The organism is Phenylobacterium sp., assembly GCF_044236515.1.
Lineage (GTDB): Bacteria > Pseudomonadota > Alphaproteobacteria > Caulobacterales > Caulobacteraceae > Phenylobacterium.
Genome location: NZ_JBIIGK010000010.1, coordinates 1 through 20,740, shown reverse-complemented (window position 1 = coordinate 20,740; position 20,740 = coordinate 1). Strand labels below are relative to the sequence as shown.

Annotated in this window: 22 protein-coding genes; 12 read left to right on the top strand and 10 right to left on the bottom strand. The window is 69.4% G+C overall.

Annotation, left to right across the window (positions count from 1 at the left end; all coding sequences use genetic code 11):
• Positions 1 to 38: 38 nt before the first annotated feature.
• The gene (gene acnA, locus ACILRF_RS02210) at positions 39 to 2,729 is read right to left on the bottom strand and encodes an aconitate hydratase AcnA (RefSeq protein WP_395670633.1); all 2,691 of its coding nucleotides are present in this window, start codon (positions 2,727 to 2,729) and stop codon (positions 39 to 41) included.
• A gap of 174 nt (positions 2,730 to 2,903) precedes the next feature.
• Here acnA and ccmA point away from each other — a divergent pair, with 174 nt between their 5' ends.
• The 7 genes from ccmA (at position 2,904) to ACILRF_RS02175 (ending at position 6,174) form a co-directional block, all read left to right on the top strand.
• A complete protein-coding gene (ccmA, locus tag ACILRF_RS02205) occupies positions 2,904 to 3,500 on the top strand; it encodes a heme ABC exporter ATP-binding protein CcmA (RefSeq protein ID WP_395670632.1) in 597 nt (198 codons plus the stop codon).
• The gene (ccmB, locus tag ACILRF_RS02200) at positions 3,497 to 4,162 is read left to right on the top strand and encodes a heme exporter protein CcmB (RefSeq protein ID WP_395670631.1); all 666 of its coding nucleotides are present in this window, start codon (positions 3,497 to 3,499) and stop codon (positions 4,160 to 4,162) included. Before ccmA ends, ccmB begins: the two co-directional genes overlap by 4 nt.
• Positions 4,163 to 4,216: 54 nt before the next feature.
• Complete coding sequence (gene ccmC, locus ACILRF_RS02195; RefSeq protein WP_395670630.1) at positions 4,217 to 4,945, top strand: heme ABC transporter permease CcmC; 729 nt, start codon at positions 4,217 to 4,219, stop codon at positions 4,943 to 4,945.
• Between the two features lie 2 nt (positions 4,946 to 4,947).
• On the top strand, positions 4,948 to 5,085 hold the full coding sequence (ccmD, locus tag ACILRF_RS02190) for a heme exporter protein CcmD (RefSeq protein ID WP_395670629.1): 138 nt from the start codon (positions 4,948 to 4,950) through the stop codon (positions 5,083 to 5,085).
• Positions 5,082 to 5,597: a DsbE family thiol:disulfide interchange protein gene (locus ACILRF_RS02185; protein WP_395670628.1), complete on the top strand. Its 516-nt coding sequence runs from the start codon at positions 5,082 to 5,084 to the stop codon at positions 5,595 to 5,597. The genes ccmD and ACILRF_RS02185 overlap by 4 nt, the downstream gene beginning before the upstream one ends.
• A 35-nt stretch (positions 5,598 to 5,632) precedes the next feature.
• Positions 5,633 to 5,872, top strand: a complete 240-nt coding sequence (locus ACILRF_RS02180) for a hypothetical protein (protein ID WP_395670627.1) — start codon at positions 5,633 to 5,635, stop codon at positions 5,870 to 5,872.
• Between the two features lie 122 nt (positions 5,873 to 5,994).
• Entirely contained in the window at positions 5,995 to 6,174 is a 180-nt protein-coding gene (locus tag ACILRF_RS02175) for a hypothetical protein (RefSeq protein WP_395670626.1), read from the top strand.
• A gap of 8 nt (positions 6,175 to 6,182) precedes the next feature.
• On the opposite strand, the gene ACILRF_RS02170 is transcribed toward ACILRF_RS02175, so the two are convergent.
• The 3 genes from ACILRF_RS02170 to ftsY all read right to left on the bottom strand — a co-directional run bounded on the left by ACILRF_RS02170 (position 6,183) and on the right by ftsY (position 8,326).
• A complete protein-coding gene (locus ACILRF_RS02170) occupies positions 6,183 to 6,704 on the bottom strand; it encodes a MarR family winged helix-turn-helix transcriptional regulator (RefSeq protein ID WP_395670625.1) in 522 nt (173 codons plus the stop codon).
• A 99-nt stretch (positions 6,705 to 6,803) separates the two neighbouring features.
• Complete coding sequence (locus ACILRF_RS02165) at positions 6,804 to 7,385, bottom strand: inner membrane-spanning protein YciB (protein WP_395670624.1); 582 nt, start codon at positions 7,383 to 7,385, stop codon at positions 6,804 to 6,806.
• Positions 7,382 to 8,326 carry a signal recognition particle-docking protein FtsY gene (gene ftsY / locus ACILRF_RS02160; RefSeq protein ID WP_395670623.1) on the bottom strand — a complete coding sequence of 315 codons (945 nt, stop codon included), beginning with the start codon at positions 8,324 to 8,326 and terminating at the stop codon, positions 7,382 to 7,384. Before ftsY ends, ACILRF_RS02165 begins: the two co-directional genes overlap by 4 nt.
• A gap of 57 nt (positions 8,327 to 8,383) precedes the next feature.
• Here ftsY and ACILRF_RS02155 point away from each other — a divergent pair, with 57 nt between their 5' ends.
• Entirely contained in the window at positions 8,384 to 9,010 is a 627-nt protein-coding gene (locus ACILRF_RS02155) for a trimeric intracellular cation channel family protein (RefSeq protein WP_395670622.1), read from the top strand.
• Positions 9,011 to 9,013: 3 nt separating this feature from the next.
• Here the strand turns inward: ACILRF_RS02155 and mtaB are convergent, their stop codons facing one another.
• The 4 genes from mtaB to ACILRF_RS02135 all read right to left on the bottom strand — a co-directional run bounded on the left by mtaB (position 9,014) and on the right by ACILRF_RS02135 (position 13,971).
• Positions 9,014 to 10,294: a tRNA (N(6)-L-threonylcarbamoyladenosine(37)-C(2))-methylthiotransferase MtaB gene (mtaB, locus tag ACILRF_RS02150; RefSeq protein WP_395670621.1), complete on the bottom strand. Its 1,281-nt coding sequence runs from the start codon at positions 10,292 to 10,294 to the stop codon at positions 9,014 to 9,016.
• Positions 10,291 to 11,112, bottom strand: a complete 822-nt coding sequence (dapF, locus tag ACILRF_RS02145) for a diaminopimelate epimerase (RefSeq protein WP_395670620.1) — start codon at positions 11,110 to 11,112, stop codon at positions 10,291 to 10,293. The genes mtaB and dapF overlap by 4 nt, the downstream gene beginning before the upstream one ends.
• A gap of 51 nt (positions 11,113 to 11,163) precedes the next feature.
• On the bottom strand, positions 11,164 to 12,912 hold the full coding sequence (locus ACILRF_RS02140) for an ATP-binding protein (protein ID WP_395670619.1): 1,749 nt from the start codon (positions 12,910 to 12,912) through the stop codon (positions 11,164 to 11,166).
• Between the two features lie 165 nt (positions 12,913 to 13,077).
• A complete protein-coding gene (locus tag ACILRF_RS02135; protein WP_395670618.1) occupies positions 13,078 to 13,971 on the bottom strand; it encodes a hydrogen peroxide-inducible genes activator in 894 nt (297 codons plus the stop codon).
• A 144-nt stretch (positions 13,972 to 14,115) separates the two neighbouring features.
• Here ACILRF_RS02135 and ACILRF_RS02130 point away from each other — a divergent pair, with 144 nt between their 5' ends.
• Complete coding sequence (locus tag ACILRF_RS02130; protein WP_395670617.1) at positions 14,116 to 14,673, top strand: peroxiredoxin; 558 nt, start codon at positions 14,116 to 14,118, stop codon at positions 14,671 to 14,673.
• Positions 14,674 to 14,766: 93 nt separating this feature from the next.
• Positions 14,767 to 15,297: a carboxymuconolactone decarboxylase family protein gene (locus ACILRF_RS02125; protein ID WP_395670616.1), complete on the top strand. Its 531-nt coding sequence runs from the start codon at positions 14,767 to 14,769 to the stop codon at positions 15,295 to 15,297.
• Here ACILRF_RS02125 and rlmN read toward each other — a convergent pair.
• Positions 15,294 to 16,466, bottom strand: coding sequence for a 23S rRNA (adenine(2503)-C(2))-methyltransferase RlmN (rlmN, locus tag ACILRF_RS02120; protein WP_395670615.1), 1,173 nt, complete (start codon positions 16,464 to 16,466; stop codon positions 15,294 to 15,296). The two genes, ACILRF_RS02125 and rlmN, sit on opposite strands and share 4 nt — an antisense overlap.
• A gap of 90 nt (positions 16,467 to 16,556) precedes the next feature.
• Positions 16,557 to 17,360 carry an undecaprenyl-diphosphate phosphatase gene (locus ACILRF_RS02115; protein ID WP_395670614.1) on the bottom strand — a complete coding sequence of 268 codons (804 nt, stop codon included), beginning with the start codon at positions 17,358 to 17,360 and terminating at the stop codon, positions 16,557 to 16,559.
• A 212-nt stretch (positions 17,361 to 17,572) separates the two neighbouring features.
• Between ACILRF_RS02115 and ACILRF_RS02110 the strand changes: the two genes are divergently transcribed.
• Both ACILRF_RS02110 and ACILRF_RS02105 read left to right on the top strand, forming a co-directional pair.
• Positions 17,573 to 19,021, top strand: coding sequence for an NAD(P)-dependent oxidoreductase (locus ACILRF_RS02110; RefSeq protein WP_395670613.1), 1,449 nt, complete (start codon positions 17,573 to 17,575; stop codon positions 19,019 to 19,021).
• A gap of 5 nt (positions 19,022 to 19,026) precedes the next feature.
• A partial coding sequence (locus ACILRF_RS02105) for a glutamate synthase central domain-containing protein (protein WP_395670612.1) occupies positions 19,027 to 20,740 on the top strand: 1,714 nt, incomplete at its 3' end.

Genomic DNA, 20,740 nt, shown 5'->3' with positions numbered 1-20,740 from the left:
CGGCGACGACAGCCGCCCGCGCTCACTGTCTCTTTCGATCAGCCGGCGCGAGCCAGGCTGCGCAGCACGTAGTTCAGCACGCCGCCATGCTTGAAGTACTCGAGCTCGGTCGGCGTATCGATGCGGCAGCGAACCGGGAAGCGGGCGATGCGGCCGTCCGACGGACGGTACATCTCGATGATCAGCTGCTTGCGGGGGGCGAGGTCCGCCAGGCCGCGAATGGTGACGATCTCCTCGCCCGTCAGGCCAAGCTTGTGCCAGCCTTCCTGGGTGAACTGCAGCGGCAGCACGCCCATTCCGACCAGGTTCGAGCGGTGGATGCGCTCGAAGCTTTCGGCCACCACGGCGCGGACGCCGAGCAGCTTCGTGCCTTTCGCCGCCCAGTCGCGCGACGAGCCGGTGCCGTATTCCTTGCCGGCGAAGACCACCAGCGGCCGGCCTTCGGCCTGGTAGCGCATGGCCGCGTCGTAGATCGACATGGTCTCGCGAGACGGGAAGTGCTTGGTCACCCCGCCTTCGATGTCCGGCGTGATCTTGTTGCGGATGCGGATGTTGGCGAAGGTGCCGCGCATCATCACTTCGTGGTTGCCGCGACGCGCGCCGTAGCCGTTGAACTCGGACTGCGGCACCTGCCGGTCGAGCAGGTAGACGCCGGCCGGCGAGGTCGCCTTGATGGACCCGGCCGGAGAGATGTGGTCGGTGGTGATCGAGTCGCCGAACACGCCCAGCACGCGGGCCTCGACGATGTCGACGACCGGGGCCGGCTCCATCTGCATGCCTTCGAAATAGGGCGGGTTCTTCACGTAAGTGGAGTTCGGGCTCCACTCATAGGTCTGGCCGCCCTTGACCTTGATGCCCTGCCAGTTCTTGTCGCCCTTGAAGACGTCGGCATAGCGGGTCGCGAACATCTTGTTCGTCACGTGCTTGCGCTGCAGCGCCGTCACCTCGGCCGTCGTCGGCCAGATGTCCTTCAGATAGACGGGCTTTCCGTCCTTGCCCTCGCCCAGCGGCTCGTTGGCGAGGTCGATCTTCATCGAGCCGGCCAGGGCGTAGGCGACCACCAGCGGCGGCGAGGCCAGGTAGTTGGCGCGCACGTCGGGGTTCACGCGGCCTTCGAAGTTGCGGTTGCCCGACAACACCGAGACGGCGACCAGGTCGTTCTTCTGGATGGTCTCGGAGATCGGCTCGGCCAGCGGGCCGGAGTTGCCGATGCAGGTGGTGCAGCCGTAGCCGACCAGGTTGAAGCCCAGGGCGTCGAGCGACCTATCGAGCTTGGCGGCCTTCAGGTAGTCGGTGACCACCTGGGAGCCGGGGGCCAGCGAGGTCTTCACCCACGGCTTGACCTTAAGGCCCTTCTCGACCGCCTTCTTGGCGACGAGACCGGCGGCGATCAGCACGCCCGGGTTCGAGGTGTTGGTGCACGAGGTGATCGAGGCGATCACCACGTCGCCGGCCCCGAGGTCGAAGTTCTCGCCCGCGACCGGGAAGCGCTCGACCATCTCCTGCGGCTTGCCGAACACGTCGCCGGCCATGGCGCCGGTGAACTCGCGCGCCGCGTCCGACAGCAGCACGCGGTCCTGCGGCCGCTTCGGCCCGGCCAGCGACGGCTGGACGCTGCCCATGTCGAGCTCGAGGGTGTCGGTGAACACCGGCTCGGCGTCGGTCGGCTCGCGCCACATGCCCTGGGCCTTGGCGTAAGCCTCGACGAGCGCGACGCGCTCCGGCGCACGGTTGGTGGCGGCAAGGTAGTCGATGGTCGCCTGGGTGACCGGGAAGAAGCCGCAGGTGGCGCCATATTCCGGGGCCATGTTGGCGATGGTCGCCTGGTCTTCCAGCGTCATGTTGGCGAGGCCGGGGCCGTAGAACTCGACGAACTTGCCGACCACGCCCTTCTTGCGCAGCATCTGGGTGACGGTCAGCACCAGGTCGGTGGCCGTCGCGCCTTCCGGCAGGGCGCCGTCCAGGCGGAAGCCGATGACTTCCGGGATCAGCATCGGGATCGGCTGGCCCAGCATGGCCGCCTCGGCCTCGATGCCGCCGACGCCCCAGCCCAGCACGGCCAGGCCGTTGATCATCGTCGTGTGGCTGTCGGTTCCGACAACGGTGTCCGGATAGGCGACGGTCGAGCCGTCGACGTCGTTCGTCCAGACGGTCTGGGCGAGGTATTCCAGGTTGACCTGGTGGCAGATGCCGGTGCCGGGCGGCACGACGCGGAAGTTGTTGAAGGCCGAGGAGCCCCAGCGCAGGAAGTTGTAGCGCTCCATATTGCGCTCGTATTCCCGCTCGACGTTCTGGCCGAACGCCTTGGGCGTGCCGAAGTAGTCGATCATCACCGAGTGGTCGATCACGAGGTCGACCGGGTTCAGCGGGTTGATCTTCTCAGGGTTGGCGCCGAGCGCGGTCATGGCGTCGCGCATGGCGGCGAGGTCGACCACTGCCGGCACGCCGGTGAAGTCCTGCATCAGCACGCGGGCCGGGCGGAAGCTGATCTCGTGCTCGACGGAGCCGCGGTTCTCGAGCCAGGCGGCGATGGCTTTGAGGTCCGCCTCCCCGACAGAGACGCCGTCCTCGTTGCGCAGCAGGTTCTCCAGCAGCACCTTCATCGAGATCGGCAGGCGCGAAATGCCCGAAAGTCCGGCTTCCTCAGCCGCGGGAAGGCTGTAGTAAGCGTAGGTCTTGGCGCCCACCACGAGCTCGCGGCGGGTTTTCAGGCTGTCTACGGACGCCATTGGGGAGATCCTCTCTCTGTTCCCGGCCGCTCCACGTCTGTCCGAAGGATCGCGCGACTTTAGAGACGGACTCACAGGTTCCGTTTCCGCGCGGCGTACGTCCCCCTGGCTGACGGCGGCCGGCCGCTTCATAGGCCGAACCGTCGGCAAGGTCCATGCGGCGGGGGCTTGCGAGTGATTCGCAGCTTGGAGATCAACGACTTAGCGATCCGTCGGGGCGGACGGCGGCTGTTCGAGAATGTCGACCTCAGGCTCGCGTCCGGCGAGGCCTGCGCCCTGACCGGTCCAAACGGCGCGGGCAAGACCAGCCTGTTGCGGGCTGTGGCGGGCCTCGTGCAGATCGAGGCTGGCGAGATCGGCTTCGGCGGTGTCGAGGCCGCCGAGGCGCGCGGCTCGGGCCTGCATTTCGTCGGCCATCACGACGGGCTGAAGCCGGCGCGGACGGCAGGCGAGGAACTGGCTTTCTGGGCCCGCTGGTGCGGCGGCGGCGCGGTCGCGCAGGCTGTCGAGGCGCTCGGCCTGACGACGCTGGTCGACCTTGAGGTGCGGCGACTGTCTGCCGGCCAGCGTCGGCGATTGGCGCTGGCTCGACTGATCGCCGCGCGGCGGCCGCTTTGGCTGCTGGACGAGCCGCTCAGCCCGCTGGACGCTGGCTGGCGGGTGCGGGTCGGCGAGCTGATGGCGGCGCACCTCGCCGGCGGCGGCCTGATCCTGGCGGCGGTGCACGATCCGCTGCCGGTGCCGGCCCGCGCGCTGGAGCTCGTGCCATGAGCCGCCTCGTCGCCCTGCTGTCGCGGGAGACCGCCCTGGCCTGGGGCCGCGGCGGCGGCCCGCTGGTCGCGGTGGGCTTCTACGCCGGGGTCTCGACCCTGATGCCGCTGGCCATCGGGCCGGAACCGGAGCGACTCGCGGCCGCGGCCCTGGGTCTGGCCTGGGTGGCGCTTGCTCTGGCCTCGCTGCTGTCACTCGAACGCCTCTTCGAGCGCGACTACGAGGACGGCGCGCTCGACTTGCTGGTCCTGTCGCCGGCCCCGCTGGAGCTGACCTGCGCGATCAAGTGCCTCGGCCAGTGGATCGCCACGGGCGCGCCGCTGGCGCTCGCCGCACCGGTCGCCGCCATCGCTCTGGGGGCCAGCCCGGGGCTCGCGCCGCTGATCTTCGCCTGCGCCCTGGCCGGCGGCCTCGCCTTCGCCTTCGTCGGCGGGATCGGCGCTGCGCTCAGCCTCGGGGCCCGGCGCGGCGGCCTCCTGACCGCCGTCATCGTCCTGCCGCTGTTCACCCCCCCGGTGATCTTCGGCGGCGGCGCCCTCGACGCCCTCGCCGGCGGCCTGCCATGGCAAGCGGGCTTCGCCCTACTCGGCGCCTACGCGGCCGCCGCCGTCGCGCTCGGCCCGCTGGCCATGGCCGCGGCCTGCCGCAACGCCCTGTCCTGAAGGGGGCTTGAGCGTGGCTTGCCCGCCGGACGCGCTGGTCTTAAGCCTCAGGACATGATCCCGGCGCCCGCCTTCCTGTCCAATCCTGAGCGCTTCATGGCGTTCTCGCGCTGGGCCGCGCCGCTGTTCGGCGTCCTGGCGGTGCTGGCCATCGGCATCGGCCTGTGGTTCGGCTTCGCCGCGCCGGAGGACTACCAGCAGGGCGACACCGTGCGGATGATGTTCATCCACGTGCCGGCCGCCTGGCTGTCGATGTTCGTCTACGCCTGCCTGGCGGTGGCCAGCCTGCTGGCGCTGGTCTTCCGCCATGTGCTCGCCGACGCCGCCGCCCAGGCCGCCGCGCCGCTCGGGGCGGCCTTCACATTCCTGGCCCTGGCCACCGGTTCGCTCTGGGGCCGACCGATGTGGGGCGCCTGGTGGGTGTGGGACGCGCGCCTGACCTCCGTGCTGGTGCTGTTCCTGTTCTATGTCGCCTATATCGCCCTGCGCGCCTCGCTCGATGACGAACAGAAGGCCTCTCGCGCCTCGGCTATCCTCGCCCTCGTGGGGGCGGTGAACTTGCCGATCGTCCACTGGTCGGTGGAGTGGTGGAACAGCCTGCACCAGGGGGCTTCGGTCTTTCGCGGCGACGGGCCGGCCATGCCGCCGGCCTACTGGGTCCCCCTGATCCTCGTCGCCCTCGGCTACATGGCGGCCTTCGGATCCCTGTGGCTGGTCCGCATCCGCGGCGAGGTCTGGCGTCGGCGGGCCGACGCCGCCGCCCTGCGAGCCGCGAGAGCCTGACGATGCCCGATTTCGACGCCGGCAAGTACGCCCCTTACGTCTGGTCCGCCTTTGCCGTCACCGGCGCCGTGTTCGCCTGGATGATCGCCGGGACCCTGGCGCACGCCCGGCGCTGGAAGAAGAAGGCCGAGGGCCGATGAGCCGCTGGCTGGCGCTCGCGCCGTTGCTGGTGTTGCTGGCGCTGGGCGGCCTCTTCGGCCTCTACGCCCTCAAACGCAACCCGCAGGTCCAGCCGGAGGCCATGGTCGGCAAGCAGCTGCCGAACCTGACCTTGCCGAACCTGGCGGGCGGCCAGCCAGTGCCGCTGCGCGAGGCGGCGGCCGAGGGCCCGATGCTGGTCAACTTCTTCGCCTCCTGGTGCGCCCCCTGCGAGATCGAGCACCCGGTTCTGATGCAGCTGAAGGCCGAGCGCGTCCGTCTGGTGGGCATCGCCTACAAGGACGCGCCGCAAAACACCCAGGCCTTCATCGGCCGGCTGGGCGACCCCTATGCCGAGGTGCTGGTCGACCGCGAGGGCCGGGCCGGGATCGAGTTCGGCCTGACCGGCGTGCCGGAGACCTACGTGGTCGGCCGCGACGGCATGATCCTCGCCAAGCACACCGGCCCACTGACGCCGGAGGCCGCGCGTCGGCTGGCGCAGCAGGCGCGTTAACCTCTCGCTAACCATAATCCCCGCAGCCTCTGCCGGTGACCACCATTCGCCCGAACCCGTTCGCTGCGCCGCCGGCTCCGGCCCGGAGCGACGCTGCGCGGACCTCGGCGCAACAGGCGTTCTTCGCGATGGCCACCGGCCGCGCGCCGCCGACACCCGCCGCCGCCGAGCCCGCGGCGAGCCCTTCAGTCCGCCCGGCGCCCTCCGCCAGCCCCTCCGCGGACCCGCCGGCCAAGATCCTTCGCCCCGGCTCGCTGCTGGACATCCGTGTCTGACCGCCGCGGCGCGGCTCAGCTAAGTTTCGAAAACATTAACGAAAATTACCGGGAACAGCGGTCGGTGGTCGGGTGTTTCCGCACCGATGGGATCTGGTCCGGAACATTCGAGGGACGCGCGCGTGCGCGCGGAAGCCGCCGCCTTGTGGCGGGCGGTCTTCGGCGAGCCGCCGCCGGTGGAGGCCGAAGGCGAGCTCATGCTCGACGTTATCCTGCGCAGCGCGCCTGCAGCCGACTATGATCGGCTGAGTTCGCCCCACCTGAGGCCGAGCGCCATCGCCCGCCCGCGCGCTGCGCCGTAACGACCGCCTCAGTCCGACTTCTTGCGCTTACGCTTTTTGGGCGGCTTGTCGGCCTTGCCGCGCTTGCTGTCCGCCGGCTCGTCGCAGGCCCGGACGAGGTCGCGCAGGATCGATACGAGGGTCGTGCGCCGCCCCCCTCCGGAGATCAGCTTCAGCAGCCGCGCGTCGGCCTCGTCCATCTTCGGTCGGGCCGCCTCCAGCGCCTCGCGGCCGGTGTCGGTGAGCTGCACGGCATTGGCGCGGCCGTCGGCGCTCGAGCGTTCGCGAGCCAAGAGGTCCTTGCCGATCATCCGGGCGACCATGTCGGCCAGGGTCGAACGGTCGATGCCGGTCAGCTTGACCAGCTGGGTCTGTGTGGCGCCGGCATGGTCGGCCACCGCGGCCAGCACCGCGTACTGACGTTGGGTGATCGAGCCCGGGCCGAGGACCTCGACATAGATGTCGAGCGCCGCCTGCTGGGCGCGGTGGAGGAGGTGGGTGGGCGACCGCTCCAGAGCGGACGCCTTTTTCGGAACGGGTGTCTTCGCCATCGGAGCCTGCAACCGTAACAAGCGCTACGGTCCGCACGGTTATACGTCGCCCGTGACGGTTCCGCGACGACGGCGCGACAGTTATTCCGTGCGCGGCGTTTACTCGGTCGGCGGCGGCGGCAGGTCTTCGCCCTTTGCGTACTTCATGAACAGCGGCGCGTGCGCCAGCGAGAACACGAACGTCAGGATCATCATTCCGGGAAAGCGGAACAGCACCCAGGTCTGCTCGGCCTGGGTGCGCCAGACGACCTCGTTGAGCCCGGCCAGCACCAGGAAGAACAGGGCGAAGTTTACGGTCAGCCGGCGCCAGACCGCGTCGGGCATCTCGAAGCTGGAGCCGAGCAGCAGGCGCACCGGGTTCTTTCCCAGCGCCATGCCCCCCAGAAGGATGGCCGCGAACAGCACGTTCATCACGGTCGGCTTCATCTTCAGGATCCGCGGGTCGTGGAAGAACAGCGACGCTCCCCCGAACACCAGGGCCGCCCCGCCGGCGATCAGCGGGAAGGGCGCGAGGCGCCGCTCGACGACGAGGCCGACGACGAGCGCCAGGGCCGAGCCGCCGACCAGGGCGAAGGTCGCGGTCTGGAAATTCCGCCCGGAGACGAAGTAGGCGACCAGGAAGAACAGCAAGGCCGAGTAGTCGACGAAGTAGCGGATCCAGTCCCGGGTCTGCTGGCTCATCGTGCATCCTCCGTCAGGCCGACCAGCGAGCGGGCGAAGGCCCGGGCGTCGAACGGCTGAAGATCCTCGATCCCCTCGCCGACGCCGATCAGCTTGATCGGAGAGTCGGACGCCTGGGCGACCGGCACCAGCACGCCGCCGCGGGCGGTGCCGTCAAGCTTGGTCATGACGATGCCGGAGACGCCGATCTGGTTGCCGAAGATGTTCTCCTGGGCGAGGGCGTTGCGGCCGACGGTGGCGTCGAGGACCAGCAGGGTCTCGTGCGGCGCCTCGGGATCGACCTTCTTCACCACCCGGATGATCTTGTGCAGCTCGTCCATCAGCCCCTGCTTGTTCTGCAGGCGGCCGGCGGTGTCGATCAGCACGACGTCGTAGTTCTCCGCCTTGGCCCGCTCGACGGCGTCGAACGCCAGGCCGGCGGCGTCGGAGCCCGTCGGCCGCGACATGTAGTCGGCGCCGGCCCGCTCGGCCCAGACCTTGAGCTGCTCGACGGCGGCGGCGCGGAAGGTATCGCCGGCGACGACCAGCACCTTGACCCCCCGCCCGGTCAGGTCGGCGGCGATCTTGCCGAGGGTCGTGGTCTTGCCCGAGCCGTTCACCCCGATGAACAGGACGATGTACGGACGCGGCCCGTCGAGCGGCTCGAACCGGCCCTGGCGGCCGGAGAGCTCGTCGCCGATCGCTTGGGCCAGGGCTTCCTTGATCTCCTGCTCGTCGACGTTCTTGCCGAACTTCTCGTCGGCGAAGCGCTGGGTGATGCGGGCGGCCGAGTGCGGGCCGAGGTCGGCCTCGATCAGCATCTCCTCGAGCTCGTCGAGCTTGGCTTGGTCCAGCGGCGCCTTGGCCGTGAAGGCGCCGGTGATCTGGTCGCCCATCTGTTTGGACGAACGTGAGAGGCCCTCGGTGAGCCTTTGGAACCAGCCGCGTTTCGCTTCCGCCATGCGGCCGGTTCTAGCGGCGCTCTTGCGGCCCGTCACCTGCCGCCGCAAAGCTGAGGCATGGACCGACTCGCGCTGGGCCTCAGCATCCTGGACTACGCCGCCGTGGCGGTGTTCGCCGCGTCCGGAGCTCTGGCGGCGGCGCGCAAGAAGCACGACATCGTCACCTTCGCGTTCTTCGCCGCCGTGACCGGCGTCGGCGGCGGCACCCTGCGCGACGTGCTGATCGACGCGCCGGTGTTTTGGGTGGCCCGGCCGACCTACATCGTCGTCTGCCTGGGTGCGGCCGTGGCGATCTGGTTCGCCGGCTGGGGGCGCGGGCGCGAGCGGCTGCTGCTCTGGGTCGATGCCCTTGGCGGCGGGGCCTACACGATCGTCGGGGCGCTCAAGGCGACCTCGCTCGGCCTGCCTCCTCTGACCGCGGTGGTGATGGGCGTGCTGACCGGCACCTTCGGCGGCGTGCTACGCGACATCCTCGCCCACGAACCGTCGATCCTGCTGAAGCGCGAGCTCTACGTAACGCCGGCCCTGGTCGGCTCCAGCCTGTTCGTGATCCTCTTCGAACTGGGCATCGGTGGACTGACGGCCAGCATCGCCGGGATCGTCGCGGCGTTCCTGTTGCGGGCCGGCGCCATCGTGTTCGGCTGGGCCCTGCCTGGATTCCCCGGCCGCGCGCCGCCGACCTGAAGCCTATTCGGCGGCGAGCCGAACGACATGGGCCACCGCATGGCGGCCGTCGTGACCGGTCACGGTCATCGGAGCCAAGGACCCGACCGCCGCCTCTCCGATGAACCGGATTTCGGTGAAGTCCTCCGCCCGGCCGACGCCTGGCTTTTCCACCAGGCCGAGGATGGTCCGCCCGACCTGCGCATCCAGGTGCCGGAGCAGGGCCGCCTCGCCGGCGGCGCGCAGCCGGGCGGCCCGATCCTTGATCACCGCGCGCGACAGCTGCGGCATGCGGGCCGCCGGCGTGCCCGGCCGCGGGCTGAACGGGAAGGCGTGCACGAAGGCGAGGCCGGCTTCTTCGACCAGCGCCAGGGTGTTTTCGAACATCGCCTCGGTCTCGGTCGGGAAGCCGGCGATCAGATCCGCCCCGAACGCCACGTCCGGCCGTACCGCCCGCACCTCGGCGACCAACCGCAACGCGTCCGCCCGGCTGTGGCGGCGCTTCATGCGCTTCAGGATCATGTCGTCGCCGGCCTGCAGCGACAGATGCAGGTAGGGGGTCAGTCGCGGCTCGTCCGCCAGCAGCCGCAGGAGGTCGGCGTCGATTTCCGCCGCGTCGATCGACGACAGCCGAAGGCGCGGCAGTTCCGGAACCAGTTTCAGCACCCGCCCGACGAGCTGACCCAGCGTCGGCTGGCCGGGCAGGTCGGCGCCCCAGCTCGTCATGTCGACGCCGGTCAGCACCACCTCGTTGTAGCCCTGGGCGGTCAGGCGCCGGACCTGTTCGACCACCTCGCCGGCCGCCGCCGAGCGCGACGGGCCGCGGCCGAACGGGATGATGCAGAACGTGCAGCGGTGGTCGCAGCCATTCTGAACCTCGACATAGGCCCGCGCTCGGTCCTTCAGGCCGTCAATCAGATGGCCGGCGGTCTCGCGCACGCTCATGATGTCGTTGACCCGAACGCGGCCGCCCTCGGCCTGCGGCGCATAGGCCCCCGCCTGTGACTTCTCGGCGTTGCCGAGCACGAGGTCGACCTCCGGCATGGCGGCGAACACGGCGGGGTCAATCTGCGCGGCGCAGCCAGTGACGATCACCTTGGCGCCCGGCCGCTCGCGCCGCGCTTTGCGGATCGCCTGCCGGGCCTGGCGGACCGCCTCGCCGGTGACGGCGCAGGTGTTGAACACGACGGCGTCGGAGAGCCCGTCCTCGGCCGCCCGCTTGCGAATGACCTCGCTCTCGTAGGCGTTCAGGCGGCACCCGAAGGTGACGATGTCCACCGCCCCCGTCGGACCCGCGTCGCTCACGGCAGCGTTCCGGCAAAATCGACGGCGGCCGGGCCGGTCATCATCACCCGCCCGTCCTCGCGCCACTCGATGAACAGCTCGCCGCCGTCCAGCTCCAGGGTCGCCGACCGGCCGGTCAGACCGCGGCGGGCGGCGGCGACCAGGGCCGCGCAGGCGCCGGTGCCGCAGGCCCGGGTGAGCCCGGCGCCGCGCTCCCACACCCGCAGGCGGATGCGGTCGGGCGCCATGATCTGGGCGAAGCCGACGTTGACGTGCTCGGGGAACAGCGCGTGGCGCTCGACAATGGGACCGGCCTCGGCGACTGGTGCGGCGGCGATGTCCGGCACGAAGAACACCACGTGCGGGTTGCCCATTGAGACGCAGCCCGGCGGCGCCATCAGCGAAGCGTGCTCATAGAGGACGACGCCCAGGGCTTCGGTGTCCTGTGCCTGGGCGAGCGGAATCTCCGTCCAGTCCAACCTGGGCGGCCCCATATCGACGCTGACCAGACGCTCGCCAGCGCGCGTGGCGACCAAGCGCCCGGCCTTGGTTTCGATCGCCGCCTCATCCTTGCCGTTAGACTGCATCAGCAGCCAGCCGACGCAGCGCGTGCCGTTGCCGCAGGCGGAGATCTCCTCGCCGTCGGCGTTCCAGAAGCGGACGAAGGCGTCGGCGTCCGGCGTCGGCTCGATGGAGATCAGCTGATCGCAACCGATCCCGCCCTCGCGGTCGGCGATCGCGCGCACCTCTTCGGCGGTCGGCGCGAAGGGGGCGGACCGGGCCTCGACGACGACGAAGTCGTTGCCGAGCCCGTTCATCTTCAGGAACGGACGGCTCATGCGGCGGCTCATATAGGCGAGAATGGCGTCGCACGCACGCGCGGCAAGCGCTCAAGCCGCCGCTTCGTCCGCCTTCGGGCCCGGCGCCAGCACCTCCTGGATGGTGGCGATCAGGTGGCCCATCTGGATCGGTTTGGCCGACAGGGCGTCCATTCCCGCCGCCCGGTATTCAGCCAGCTGGTGGGACATGGCGTTGGCCGTCAGGGCGATGATCGGCGTGCGGACGCGGCCCTGCTCGGCCTCCAGCCGCCGGATTTCGCGGGTCGCGGCGACGCCGTCCATTTCCGGCATCTGGACGTCCATCAACACGACGTCCCAGGCCCCGCTGGTCCAGGCCTCGACCGCCTCGCGGCCGTTCTCGGCGAAGATCGGAGAGAGGCCGAGCTGCTCGAGCAGGGTCTTCAGGACCAGCCGGTTGGTCGGATTGTCCTCGGCGGCCAGGATGCGCAGCGCGCCCTGGCCGGCGTCCTTGGCCGGCTCGCCCGCGACGTCTTCGGCGACCGTCTCCGCGGCGAGGACGGCCGGCGCCGGCGGCGCCGAGGCGGCCTTCGCCGGGGCCTCGGTCACCGGCAGGCGCAGCCGGGCGGTGAAGGTCGAGCCGTGGCCGAGGTCGGAGTGCACGGTGACATCGCCGCCCATCAGCCGGGCGAGCCCGCGCGATACCGATAGCCCGAGGCCCGAGCCGCCAAACTTACGGGTCGTCGTCGCGTCCGCCTGGGTGAAGCGCTCGAACAGGGTCGGCAGGGCGTCGGCGGGGATGCCGGGCCCGGTGTCGGCGACCTCGATCACCACCTCGTCGTCGGTGGCGGTGATGCGGGCGGTCACCCGGCCTTCGCTGGTGAACTTCACGGCGTTGGCGAGGAGGTTGTAGAGCACCTGCCGCACCCGCGCGGCGTCGCCGAGCCGGGGCTTGCGGGCGGCGTCGGAAACCCAAACCTTCAGCCCGACGCCCTTGGCCTCGCTCAGCGGAGCGAACGCGGCCTGGGCGTGGGCGCCGAGTTCACCAAAGTCGATGACGCCGGCCTCGAGCTCGAGCTTGGCGGCCTCCATCTTGGTGATGTCGAGGAGGTCGTTGATCAGGACGAGCAGCACCTCGCCCGATTGCCGGATGACGTCGAGGCGCCGTTTCTGGGTGGCCGGCAGGGGATCGGCGTCCATGGCCTGGGCCATGCCGAGCACGCCGTTCAGCGGCGTACGAATCTCATGGCTCATCACCGCCAGGAAGTCGCTCTTGGCGGCGTTGGCCGCCTCTGCACGCAAGCGATCGGTCTTGGCCTCCCGCAGCGCCTTGCGCAGCGACATCGCCGCCTGGCCCTGGCTGCGCAAAGAGGCCGCCAGGTGACCGAGGTAGATGAGCGCGCCCATCGCGACGAAGGCAGTCGCCAGCGGACGGGCTTCGGTGTGTTGCGCCAGTCCGATCAGCGGCAGGCTGACGGCGAACCCGGCGAACGGCCCGGCGGCCAACATCAGCAGGCGGATTTCGCCGCGCGCTTGAAGCGAGACGTTGATCATCCCGCCGAGCAGCACGATCAGCCCGAAGAGTTGGCCTTCGGCCCCGCCCAGGAACCAGCACAGCGGGCCGGCGCCGGCGTAGACCATTGCGCTCACGGCGATGCCCGCAAGATAGGCGGCTTCCCGAGCCGGCCCGACGTGCAGGCCGGGATCGCGTCGCATCGGCCCGCCCAAGGCGTGGCTGAGGAATTGGCTGACGACCACCGCCGCGAACCAGGCCCCCGCCCATTGCCCGACGCCCACGACGAAGGCTCCGGTTCCGACGAAGGCGGCCAGAGCGAGGCGCACGCGCAGGTCCCGCGCCCGCGTCAGTGCAATCTCATGATAGTTCGCCCGACGACCCATTCTGGGTACGGTACTGTCAGCGGGTTAAGGGAACGCTGATGGCGCATTTCCCGCCAGTGATCCGCCATCATCTGACAGCTTGGATCGCGCGTCCCGCCTGGCGGGCGATCAGGCGTCCAGCATTTCCGCCAGCATGCGGCCCTCCACGGCCCGGTTGGAGCCGGCGCGCCAGGCGACGACGATCTCGCGGCTGGCCCGGGTCGCCTCGAGCGGCCGTACCGTGATCGGCGCGGATTCGGCGAGGCCGGCGCTGACCGCCATCTTCGGCAGGAAGGTGACGCCGAGGCCGGAGCCGACCATCTGCACCAGCGTCGGCAGCGACGTGGCCGCGAACGCTTCTTCATCGGGCGAGGGCTTCGGCGGCTTCAGCCCGCAGGCCGAAAGTGCGTGTTCGCGTAGGCAATGGCCGTCCTCGAGCAGGATCAGCCCCTCCCGCTCCATGGCGGCCGGGCTCGCCGAGCGGCCCTTGGCCAGCGGATGGTCGGACGGCACGGCGGCGAGCAACTCGTCGTCGGCGACGTGGGCCCATTGCAGGCCGGCGACGTCATAGGGCAGGGCGATCAGGGCGGCATCGAGCTGGCCGGCCTTCAATGCGGTGATCAGCCGGTGGGTCAGGTCCTCGCGCAGGAACAGGCGCAGCTTCGGATGCCGCTCCCTGAGGATCGGCAGGGCCCGCGGCAGCAGGAACGGCGCGACCGTCGGGATGACGCCGAGCCGGAAGCGGCCGGTCAGCGGCTGGCCGACGTTCTTGGCCGCCTCGACCAGTTCCTCGGCTTCGTTGAGGATCAGGGTCGCGCGCCGCAGCGCTTCCTCGCCGACCGGCGTAAGGATCACGCCCGAGCGAGCCCGGTCGACCACATTGGCGCCCAGCGTGCGCTCCAGTTCCTGGATGCCGGCGGACAGGGTGGGCTGGGTGACGTGCGCGGCTTCGGCGGCGCGGCCGAAGTTGCCGTGCTCGGCGAGGAGCTTGAGGTACTGGAGCTGGCGCAGGGTCGGCAGCATCGGGGGAATATAGACCCACTCTATGATGTCGGCAAAGACAATCGATTTGCCTCGCGGGCGGGTGGCGCCTATCTAAGCCCCGCCGGCGGCGCCTCCCCCAATCCACGTCGCCTGGCTTCAAGTTTTCACGGAGAGAGTGAACCTATGCTGGGTGTTGGCGAAAAGCTGCCTGATTTCAAAGTTGTCGGTGTGAAGCCGAAGTTCATGCGCCATGAAGAGAATGGCGAGAGCGCGTTCGAAACGATCACCAACGAGAGCTTCGAGGGCAAGTGGAAGGTCATCTTCTTCTACCCGAAGGATTTCACCTTCGTCTGCCCGACCGAGATTGCCGAGTTCGCCAAGCTGAACCCGCAGTTCGAAGAGCGTGACACCGTCGTCCTGGGTGGTTCCACCGACAACGAGCACTCCAAGCTCGGCTGGCGCCGGGAGCACCCGGACCTCAACAACCTGCCGATCTGGAACTTCGCCGACAACTCCGGGAAGTTCGCCCGCGCCCTTGGCGTCCTCAACGAGGACGAAGGCGTCGCTCTGCGCGCCACCTTCGTGGTCGACCCGGAAGGCACGATCCAGCACGTCTACGTCACCAACCTGAACGTCGGCCGTGCGCCGGCCGACACCCTGCGGGTGCTCGACGCGCTGCAGACCGACGAACTCTGCCCCTGCAACCGATCGGTGGGCGGCGAGACCCTGAAGGCGGCCTAAGCCCCTGACTTTTGCCCCGGGAGCGGCCGCCTGCTGGCCCTCCCCGGGGCATCTTCCCCTTTTCTTTTAGTCTTCGACCAGCCGGAGTACGCCATGTCCCTCGACGCGTTGCGCGAGACGCTGCCGTCCTATGCGAAGGACCTCAGCCTCAACCTTTCCAGCCTCGCCAACGAGACCGTCCTCAGCGACCAGCAGAAGTGGGGCGCGTTCCTCGCTTCCGCGCACGCGGTCGGGCAGCGCAGCGTGATCGGCGCCGTCGAGGCGGCCGCCAGCGAGGCCGGCCTGAGCCCCGAGGCTGCGAACGCCGCCAAGGCGGCGGCGGCGATCATGGGCATGAACAACGTCTATTACCGCTCGCTGCACCTGCTCTCGAACCCGGAGTACCGGACGATGCCGGCCCGGCTGCGGATGAACGTCATCGCCAATCCCGGCGTCGAGAAGGTCGACTTCGAGCTGTGGTGCACCGCCGTCTCGGCGATCAACGGCTGCGGCATGTGCCTCGACAGCCACGAGGCCGAGTTGAAGAAACACGGCGTGGCCGGCCAGACCATTCAGGCCGTGCTGCGCATCGCCGCCGTGGTCAACGCGGTGAGCCGCGTGTTGCAGGCGGAAGCCTCGGCCTAAAGGCCTGCGGAGTCCGCTTCGGTGACGGGCCGGCGCCGCGCGCTGGCCCGCTGCTTTTCGCTCTCGCTCTTCAACTGGCCGCAGGCCGCCAGGATGTCGCGTCCGCGCGGCGTGCGGATCGGCGAGGCGTAGCCGGCCCGGTTCAGCACCGCGGCGAACGCCTCGATCGTCTTCCAGTCCGAGCACTCATAGTCCGACCCCGGCCATTTGTTGAACGGGATCAGGTTGATCTTGGCCGGGATGCCCTTGAGCAGCTGGACCAGCGCCTTGGCCTCGGCGGGCGTGTCGTTGACGCCCTTCAGCATCACATATTCGAACGTCACCCGCCGGGCGTTGGACAGCCCCGGATAGGCGCGGATGCCGGCCATCAGCTCGGCGATCGGATACTTGCGGTTCAGCGGCACCAGCTTCTCGCGCAGCGCGTCGTTGGTGGCGTGCAGCGAGATGGCGAGCATCGCCTGCGTCCGCGCGCCGAGCTCGGCGAGCTGCGGCACGACACCGGAGGTCGAGACCGTGATCCTCCGGCGGGAGATGGCGATGCCTTCGTTGTCCGCGATGATGTCGATGGCGGCGGCGACGTGGTCGAGGTTATAGAGCGGCTCGCCCATGCCCATGAAGACGATGTTGGAGAGCCGGCGATCCTCCTTGGGCGAGGGCCATTCTCCGAGGTCGTCGCGGGCCACCTGCACCTGAGCGACGATTTCCGCGGTCGTCAGGTTGCGCACCAGCGCCTGGGTGCCGGTGTGGCAGAAGGTGCAGTTCAGCGTGCAGCCGACCTGGCTCGACACGCACAACGCGCCGGCCCGGCCGACGTCGGGAATGTAGACCGTCTCGACCTCGACGCCCGGCCCCATGCGGATCAGCCACTTGCGGGTCCCGTCCTTCGAGACCTGACGCTCGACGACTTCCGGCCGGCCCAGGGTGAAGGCTTCGGCCAGGGCCGCGCGGGTCTCCTTGGCGACGTCGGTCATCGCCGCGAAGTCGGTGACGCCGTAGTGGTGGATCCAGCGCCAAAGCTGGCCGGCGCGCATCTTGGCCTTTTCCGGCCGCACCACGCCGGCGTCGACCAAGGCCGCGGCCAGCTCGGCGCGCGTCAGTCCAGCCAGGTTAGGCGCCGTCTGAACGAGCGGCTGAGCCGCCGCGCGGCTGAGGTCGAGGGTCACGCCCAAGCGAGATTTCCTTTGATGCGGCCGCGGAATATAGGCGAGGCGGGGCCCCTCACCAAATCCGGCGGGCGCTTGGTCGCAGGCTGACCTCGATCAGGCGAGCGTCAGCAGGGCGAGCCCGGCCCCGCCGATGAGGATCCGTAGCCAGCCGAACGGCGCGAAGCCGCGGCGGGTGACGATGGCCAGCATCAGCTTGATGACCCCGAGCGCAACCACGAAGGCGGTGACGAAACCGATGGCCAGCAGGCCGAGGTTGCCGCCGGCCAGCAACTGGTCGCGGCTTTCGATGGCGTCGAGGACGAAGGCGCCGAGCATGGTGGGGATGGCGAGGAAGAAGGTGAACTCCGCGGCCGCCCGCTTGTCGACCCGGTTCAGCATCGCCCCGACGATCGTCGCACCGGAGCGGGAGACGCCCGGCATCATCGCCAGCACCTGGAAGAGGCCGATGATCAGCGACGTCTTGAGGGTCAACCGGGTGGCGTCGTCCTGAACCGGCGCGGGCGCCATGCGGTCGATCAGCAGCAGCACGATCCCGCCGAGGATCAGGGAGATGCACTGCACGACCGGACTGTCGAACAGCACGCCCTTGATGAAGTCGTGCAGCAGGAGGCCGAGCACCACCGACGGAAGGAAAGCCAGCAGCACCGAGGCGGCGAACCGGCGCGAGGCCGGGTCCGTCGGCAGGGTGACGACCGCGCCCCATAGCTTGCGGAAATAGAGCACCACGACGGCGAGAATGGCGCCCAGCTGGATCATCACCGCGAAGGTGTTCCAGAACGGGTCCGTCAGGCCCATCCCGTGTTTGGCCAGCAGCATCATGCCGGTCGACGAGACCGGAATGAATTCCGTCAGCCCTTCGATGATCCCGAGGATGACGGCGTAGACCCAATCCGGCACGGGCGAGCTCCAAACGACGGCGGAAGGCGGGAGAGGGCCGCCACTATGGTGAAGATCGAGTTCATCTCAAAATTGGACTAATAAGGATTTCCGCCTCCGCTTTGTCATCGGTCCGCGACGAAACGCGCCAGCCGATAGTCTAAAACATGGACTAGCCTCTTCCGGTGACTGTTGGTGTCCCGTATGACGCCGCGGCTTGAGAGGAGCGCCTCATGGCCGAGCGCATGCTGAAGTTCACCGTCACCCCGCGATCGACTCCGCCGAAGCGGGACGCCGATGTGCGCAAGGCCGACTTCCACGAGATTTACGCCGACTTCATCGACCAGAAGGCGAGCGAGCAGGCCTCGCGCTGTTCGCAGTGCGGGGTGCCGTACTGTCAGACCCACTGCCCGCTGCATAACAATATCCCCGACTGGCTGCGCATGACCGCCGAAGGCCGCCTGCAGGAAGCCTACGCCCTGTCGCAGGCCACCAGTTCGATGCCCGAGGTCTGCGGCCGCATCTGCCCGCAGGATCGCCTGTGCGAAGGCAATTGCGTCATCGAGCAGTCGGGCCATGGCACCGTCACGATCGGCGCCGTCGAGCGCTACATCAACGACAAGGCCTGGGAAGAAGGTTGGGTGCAACCCCTGGTCGCCGGTCCGGACCGGGGTCGCTCCGTCGGGATCGTCGGCGCCGGACCCGCCGGCCTGACCGCCGCCGAGCGGCTGCGCGAGATGGGCTATGCGGTGACGGTCTACGATCGCCACGACCGCCCCGGCGGCCTGCTGACGTACGGCATCCCCGGCTTCAAGCTGGAAAAGCCCGTGGTCGAGCGCCGCACCCGCCGCCTCGCCGACGGCGGCGTGGAGTTCAAGCTCGGCTTCGAGGTCGGCCGCGACGCCACCCTCGCCGAGCTTCGGGAGCGCCACGACGCGGTGCTGGTGGCCACGGGGGTCTACAAGGCGCGTGACCTGACCGTCCCCGGCGGGGGCTCGGACGGCGTCGTTGCGGCCCTCGACTACCTGATCGCGTCGAACCGCGAAGACATGGGCGACGAGCAGCCCAACTATCGCCACGGGCCGCTGTACGCCGCCGGCAAGAACGTGGTCGTCGTCGGCGGCGGCGACACCGCCATGGACTGCGTGCGCACCGCCATCCGCCAGGGCGCCGCCGCCGTCACCTGCCTCTACCGCCGCGACCGCGCCAACATGCCGGGCTCGGCCCGCGAGGTGGCGCATGCCGAGGAGGAGGGCGTCGTCTTTGAATGGTTGGCCGCGCCGCGCGCCGTCACCGGCGAAGCCCTGCATGCCGCTGGTCTGCGCGCCGCGCGCATGCGCCTGGGTCCGCCGGACGCTTCGGGACGCCAGGCGCCGGAAGAGGTCGAGGGGGCCGACTTCGAACTCAAGGCCGACCTGATCATCAAGGCCCTGGGCTTCGACCCGGAAGACCTGCCGACCGCTTTTGCCGCGCCGGATCTGGCCGTGAGCCGGTGGGGCACGCTGAAGGCCGACTTCCGCAGCATGATGACTTCGATCCCCGGCGTGTTCGCCGCCGGCGACATTGTGCGCGGCGCGAGCCTCGTCGTCTGGGCGATCCGCGACGGCCGCGACGCCGCCGCCGCCGTCGACCGATACCTGCAAGCCCACGCCAGCGCCGACGCGCTGCTGGCCGCCGAGTGATAGAGATGACAGACATCCTCGCCCGTTACGAGAACGACCGTCAGCGCCTGCTCCACGCCAATGGCGGCTACGACCTCACCGAACAGCACGACGCCTGCGGCGTCGGCCTCGTCTGCGCCGTCGACGGCAAGCCCCGCCGCGAGGTGGTGCAACTGGCCATCCAGGCGCTGAAGAACCTCTGGCACCGCGGCGCCGTCGACGCCGACGGCATGACCGGGGATGGGGCCGGGGTCCTCGTTTCGGTGCCACGCGACTTCTTCGCCGCCCACGTCGAGCGGATCGGCCACGAGGTGCGCCCAGGTCCGATCGCCGTCGGCCAGGTCTTCCTGCCGCGGACCGACCTGTCGGCCCAGGAGCTGTGCCGGACCATCGTCGAGGCCGAGGCCCTGCGGTTCGGCTTCTACATCTACGGCTGGCGCCAGGTGCCGGTCGACACCTCTGTGATCGGCGAGAAGGCCAACGCCACCCGCCCCGAGATCGAGCAGATCATGCTCTCGCCGCCCGCCGGCCTCGAGGGCGAGGCGCTGGAGCGCGCGCTGTTCCTGTGCCGCAAGCGGATCGAAAAGCAGGTCGCCGCCGCCAACATCCAGCACTTCTACATCTGCTCGCTGTCGGCCCGCTCGTTGATCTACAAGGGGATGTTCCTCGCCGAGCACATCGACGCCTTCTACCCCGACCTCACGGACCCGCGGTTCGAGGCGGCGGTGGCCATTTTCCACCAGCGCTACTCGACCAACACCTTCCCCGAATGGCGGCTGGCCCAGCCGTTCCGGATGCTGGCCCACAACGGCGAGATCAACACGCTGAAGGGCAACCGCAACTGGATGCGGAGCCACGAGATCCGCATGGCCGGCAACGCGTTCGGCGACTACCAGGAAGACGTCAAGCCGGTCATCCAGCCCGGCGGCTCGGACTCGGCGGCCCTCGACAACACCTTCGAGGTTCTGGTGCGCGCGGGTCGCGACGCCCCGATGGCCAAGACCCTGCTGATCCCGGAGGCGTGGAACGCCCGCACCGCCGAACAGATCAAGCCGGCGCACCGGGCGCTCTATTCCTACTGCAACGCGGTGATGGAGCCGTGGGACGGCCCGGCGGCGATCTGCGCCACCGACGGCCGCTGGGTGATCGCCGGCAAGGACCGTAACGGCCTGCGGCCTCTGCGCGTGGCGGAAACCAGCGACGGGCTGATGATCGTCGGCTCGGAAGCCGGCATGTGCCGGATCGACGAGGCGCGGATCACCCGCAAGTCGCACATTGCGCCGGGCCGGATGCTGGCCGTAGATCTCGCCGAGGGCAAGATCTACGGCGAGGAGGCGATCATCGACCGCCTGGCCGCCCAGCACCCCTATGATCGCTGGCTCGGCAACATGGTCGAGCTCGAAGATTCGATCGGTCCGGGCAGCGAGGACCGACTGTACGGCCGCGAGGAGCTGATCCGTCGCCAGGCCGCCGCCGGCCTCAGCCTGGAAGACCTCGAGCTGATCCTCGCGCCGATGATCGAGGACGGCAAGGAAGCCGTCGGCTCGATGGGGGACGACACCCCGCTGGCGGTGCTGTCCAACGAATACCGTCCGCTGTCGCACTTCTTCCGCCAGAACTTCAGCCAGGTGACCAATCCGCCGATCGACTCCCTGCGGGAGACCTCGGTGATGAGCCTGAAAACCCGGTTCAAGAACCTCGGCAACATCCTCGCCGAGGACGCGACCCAGACCGACGTGT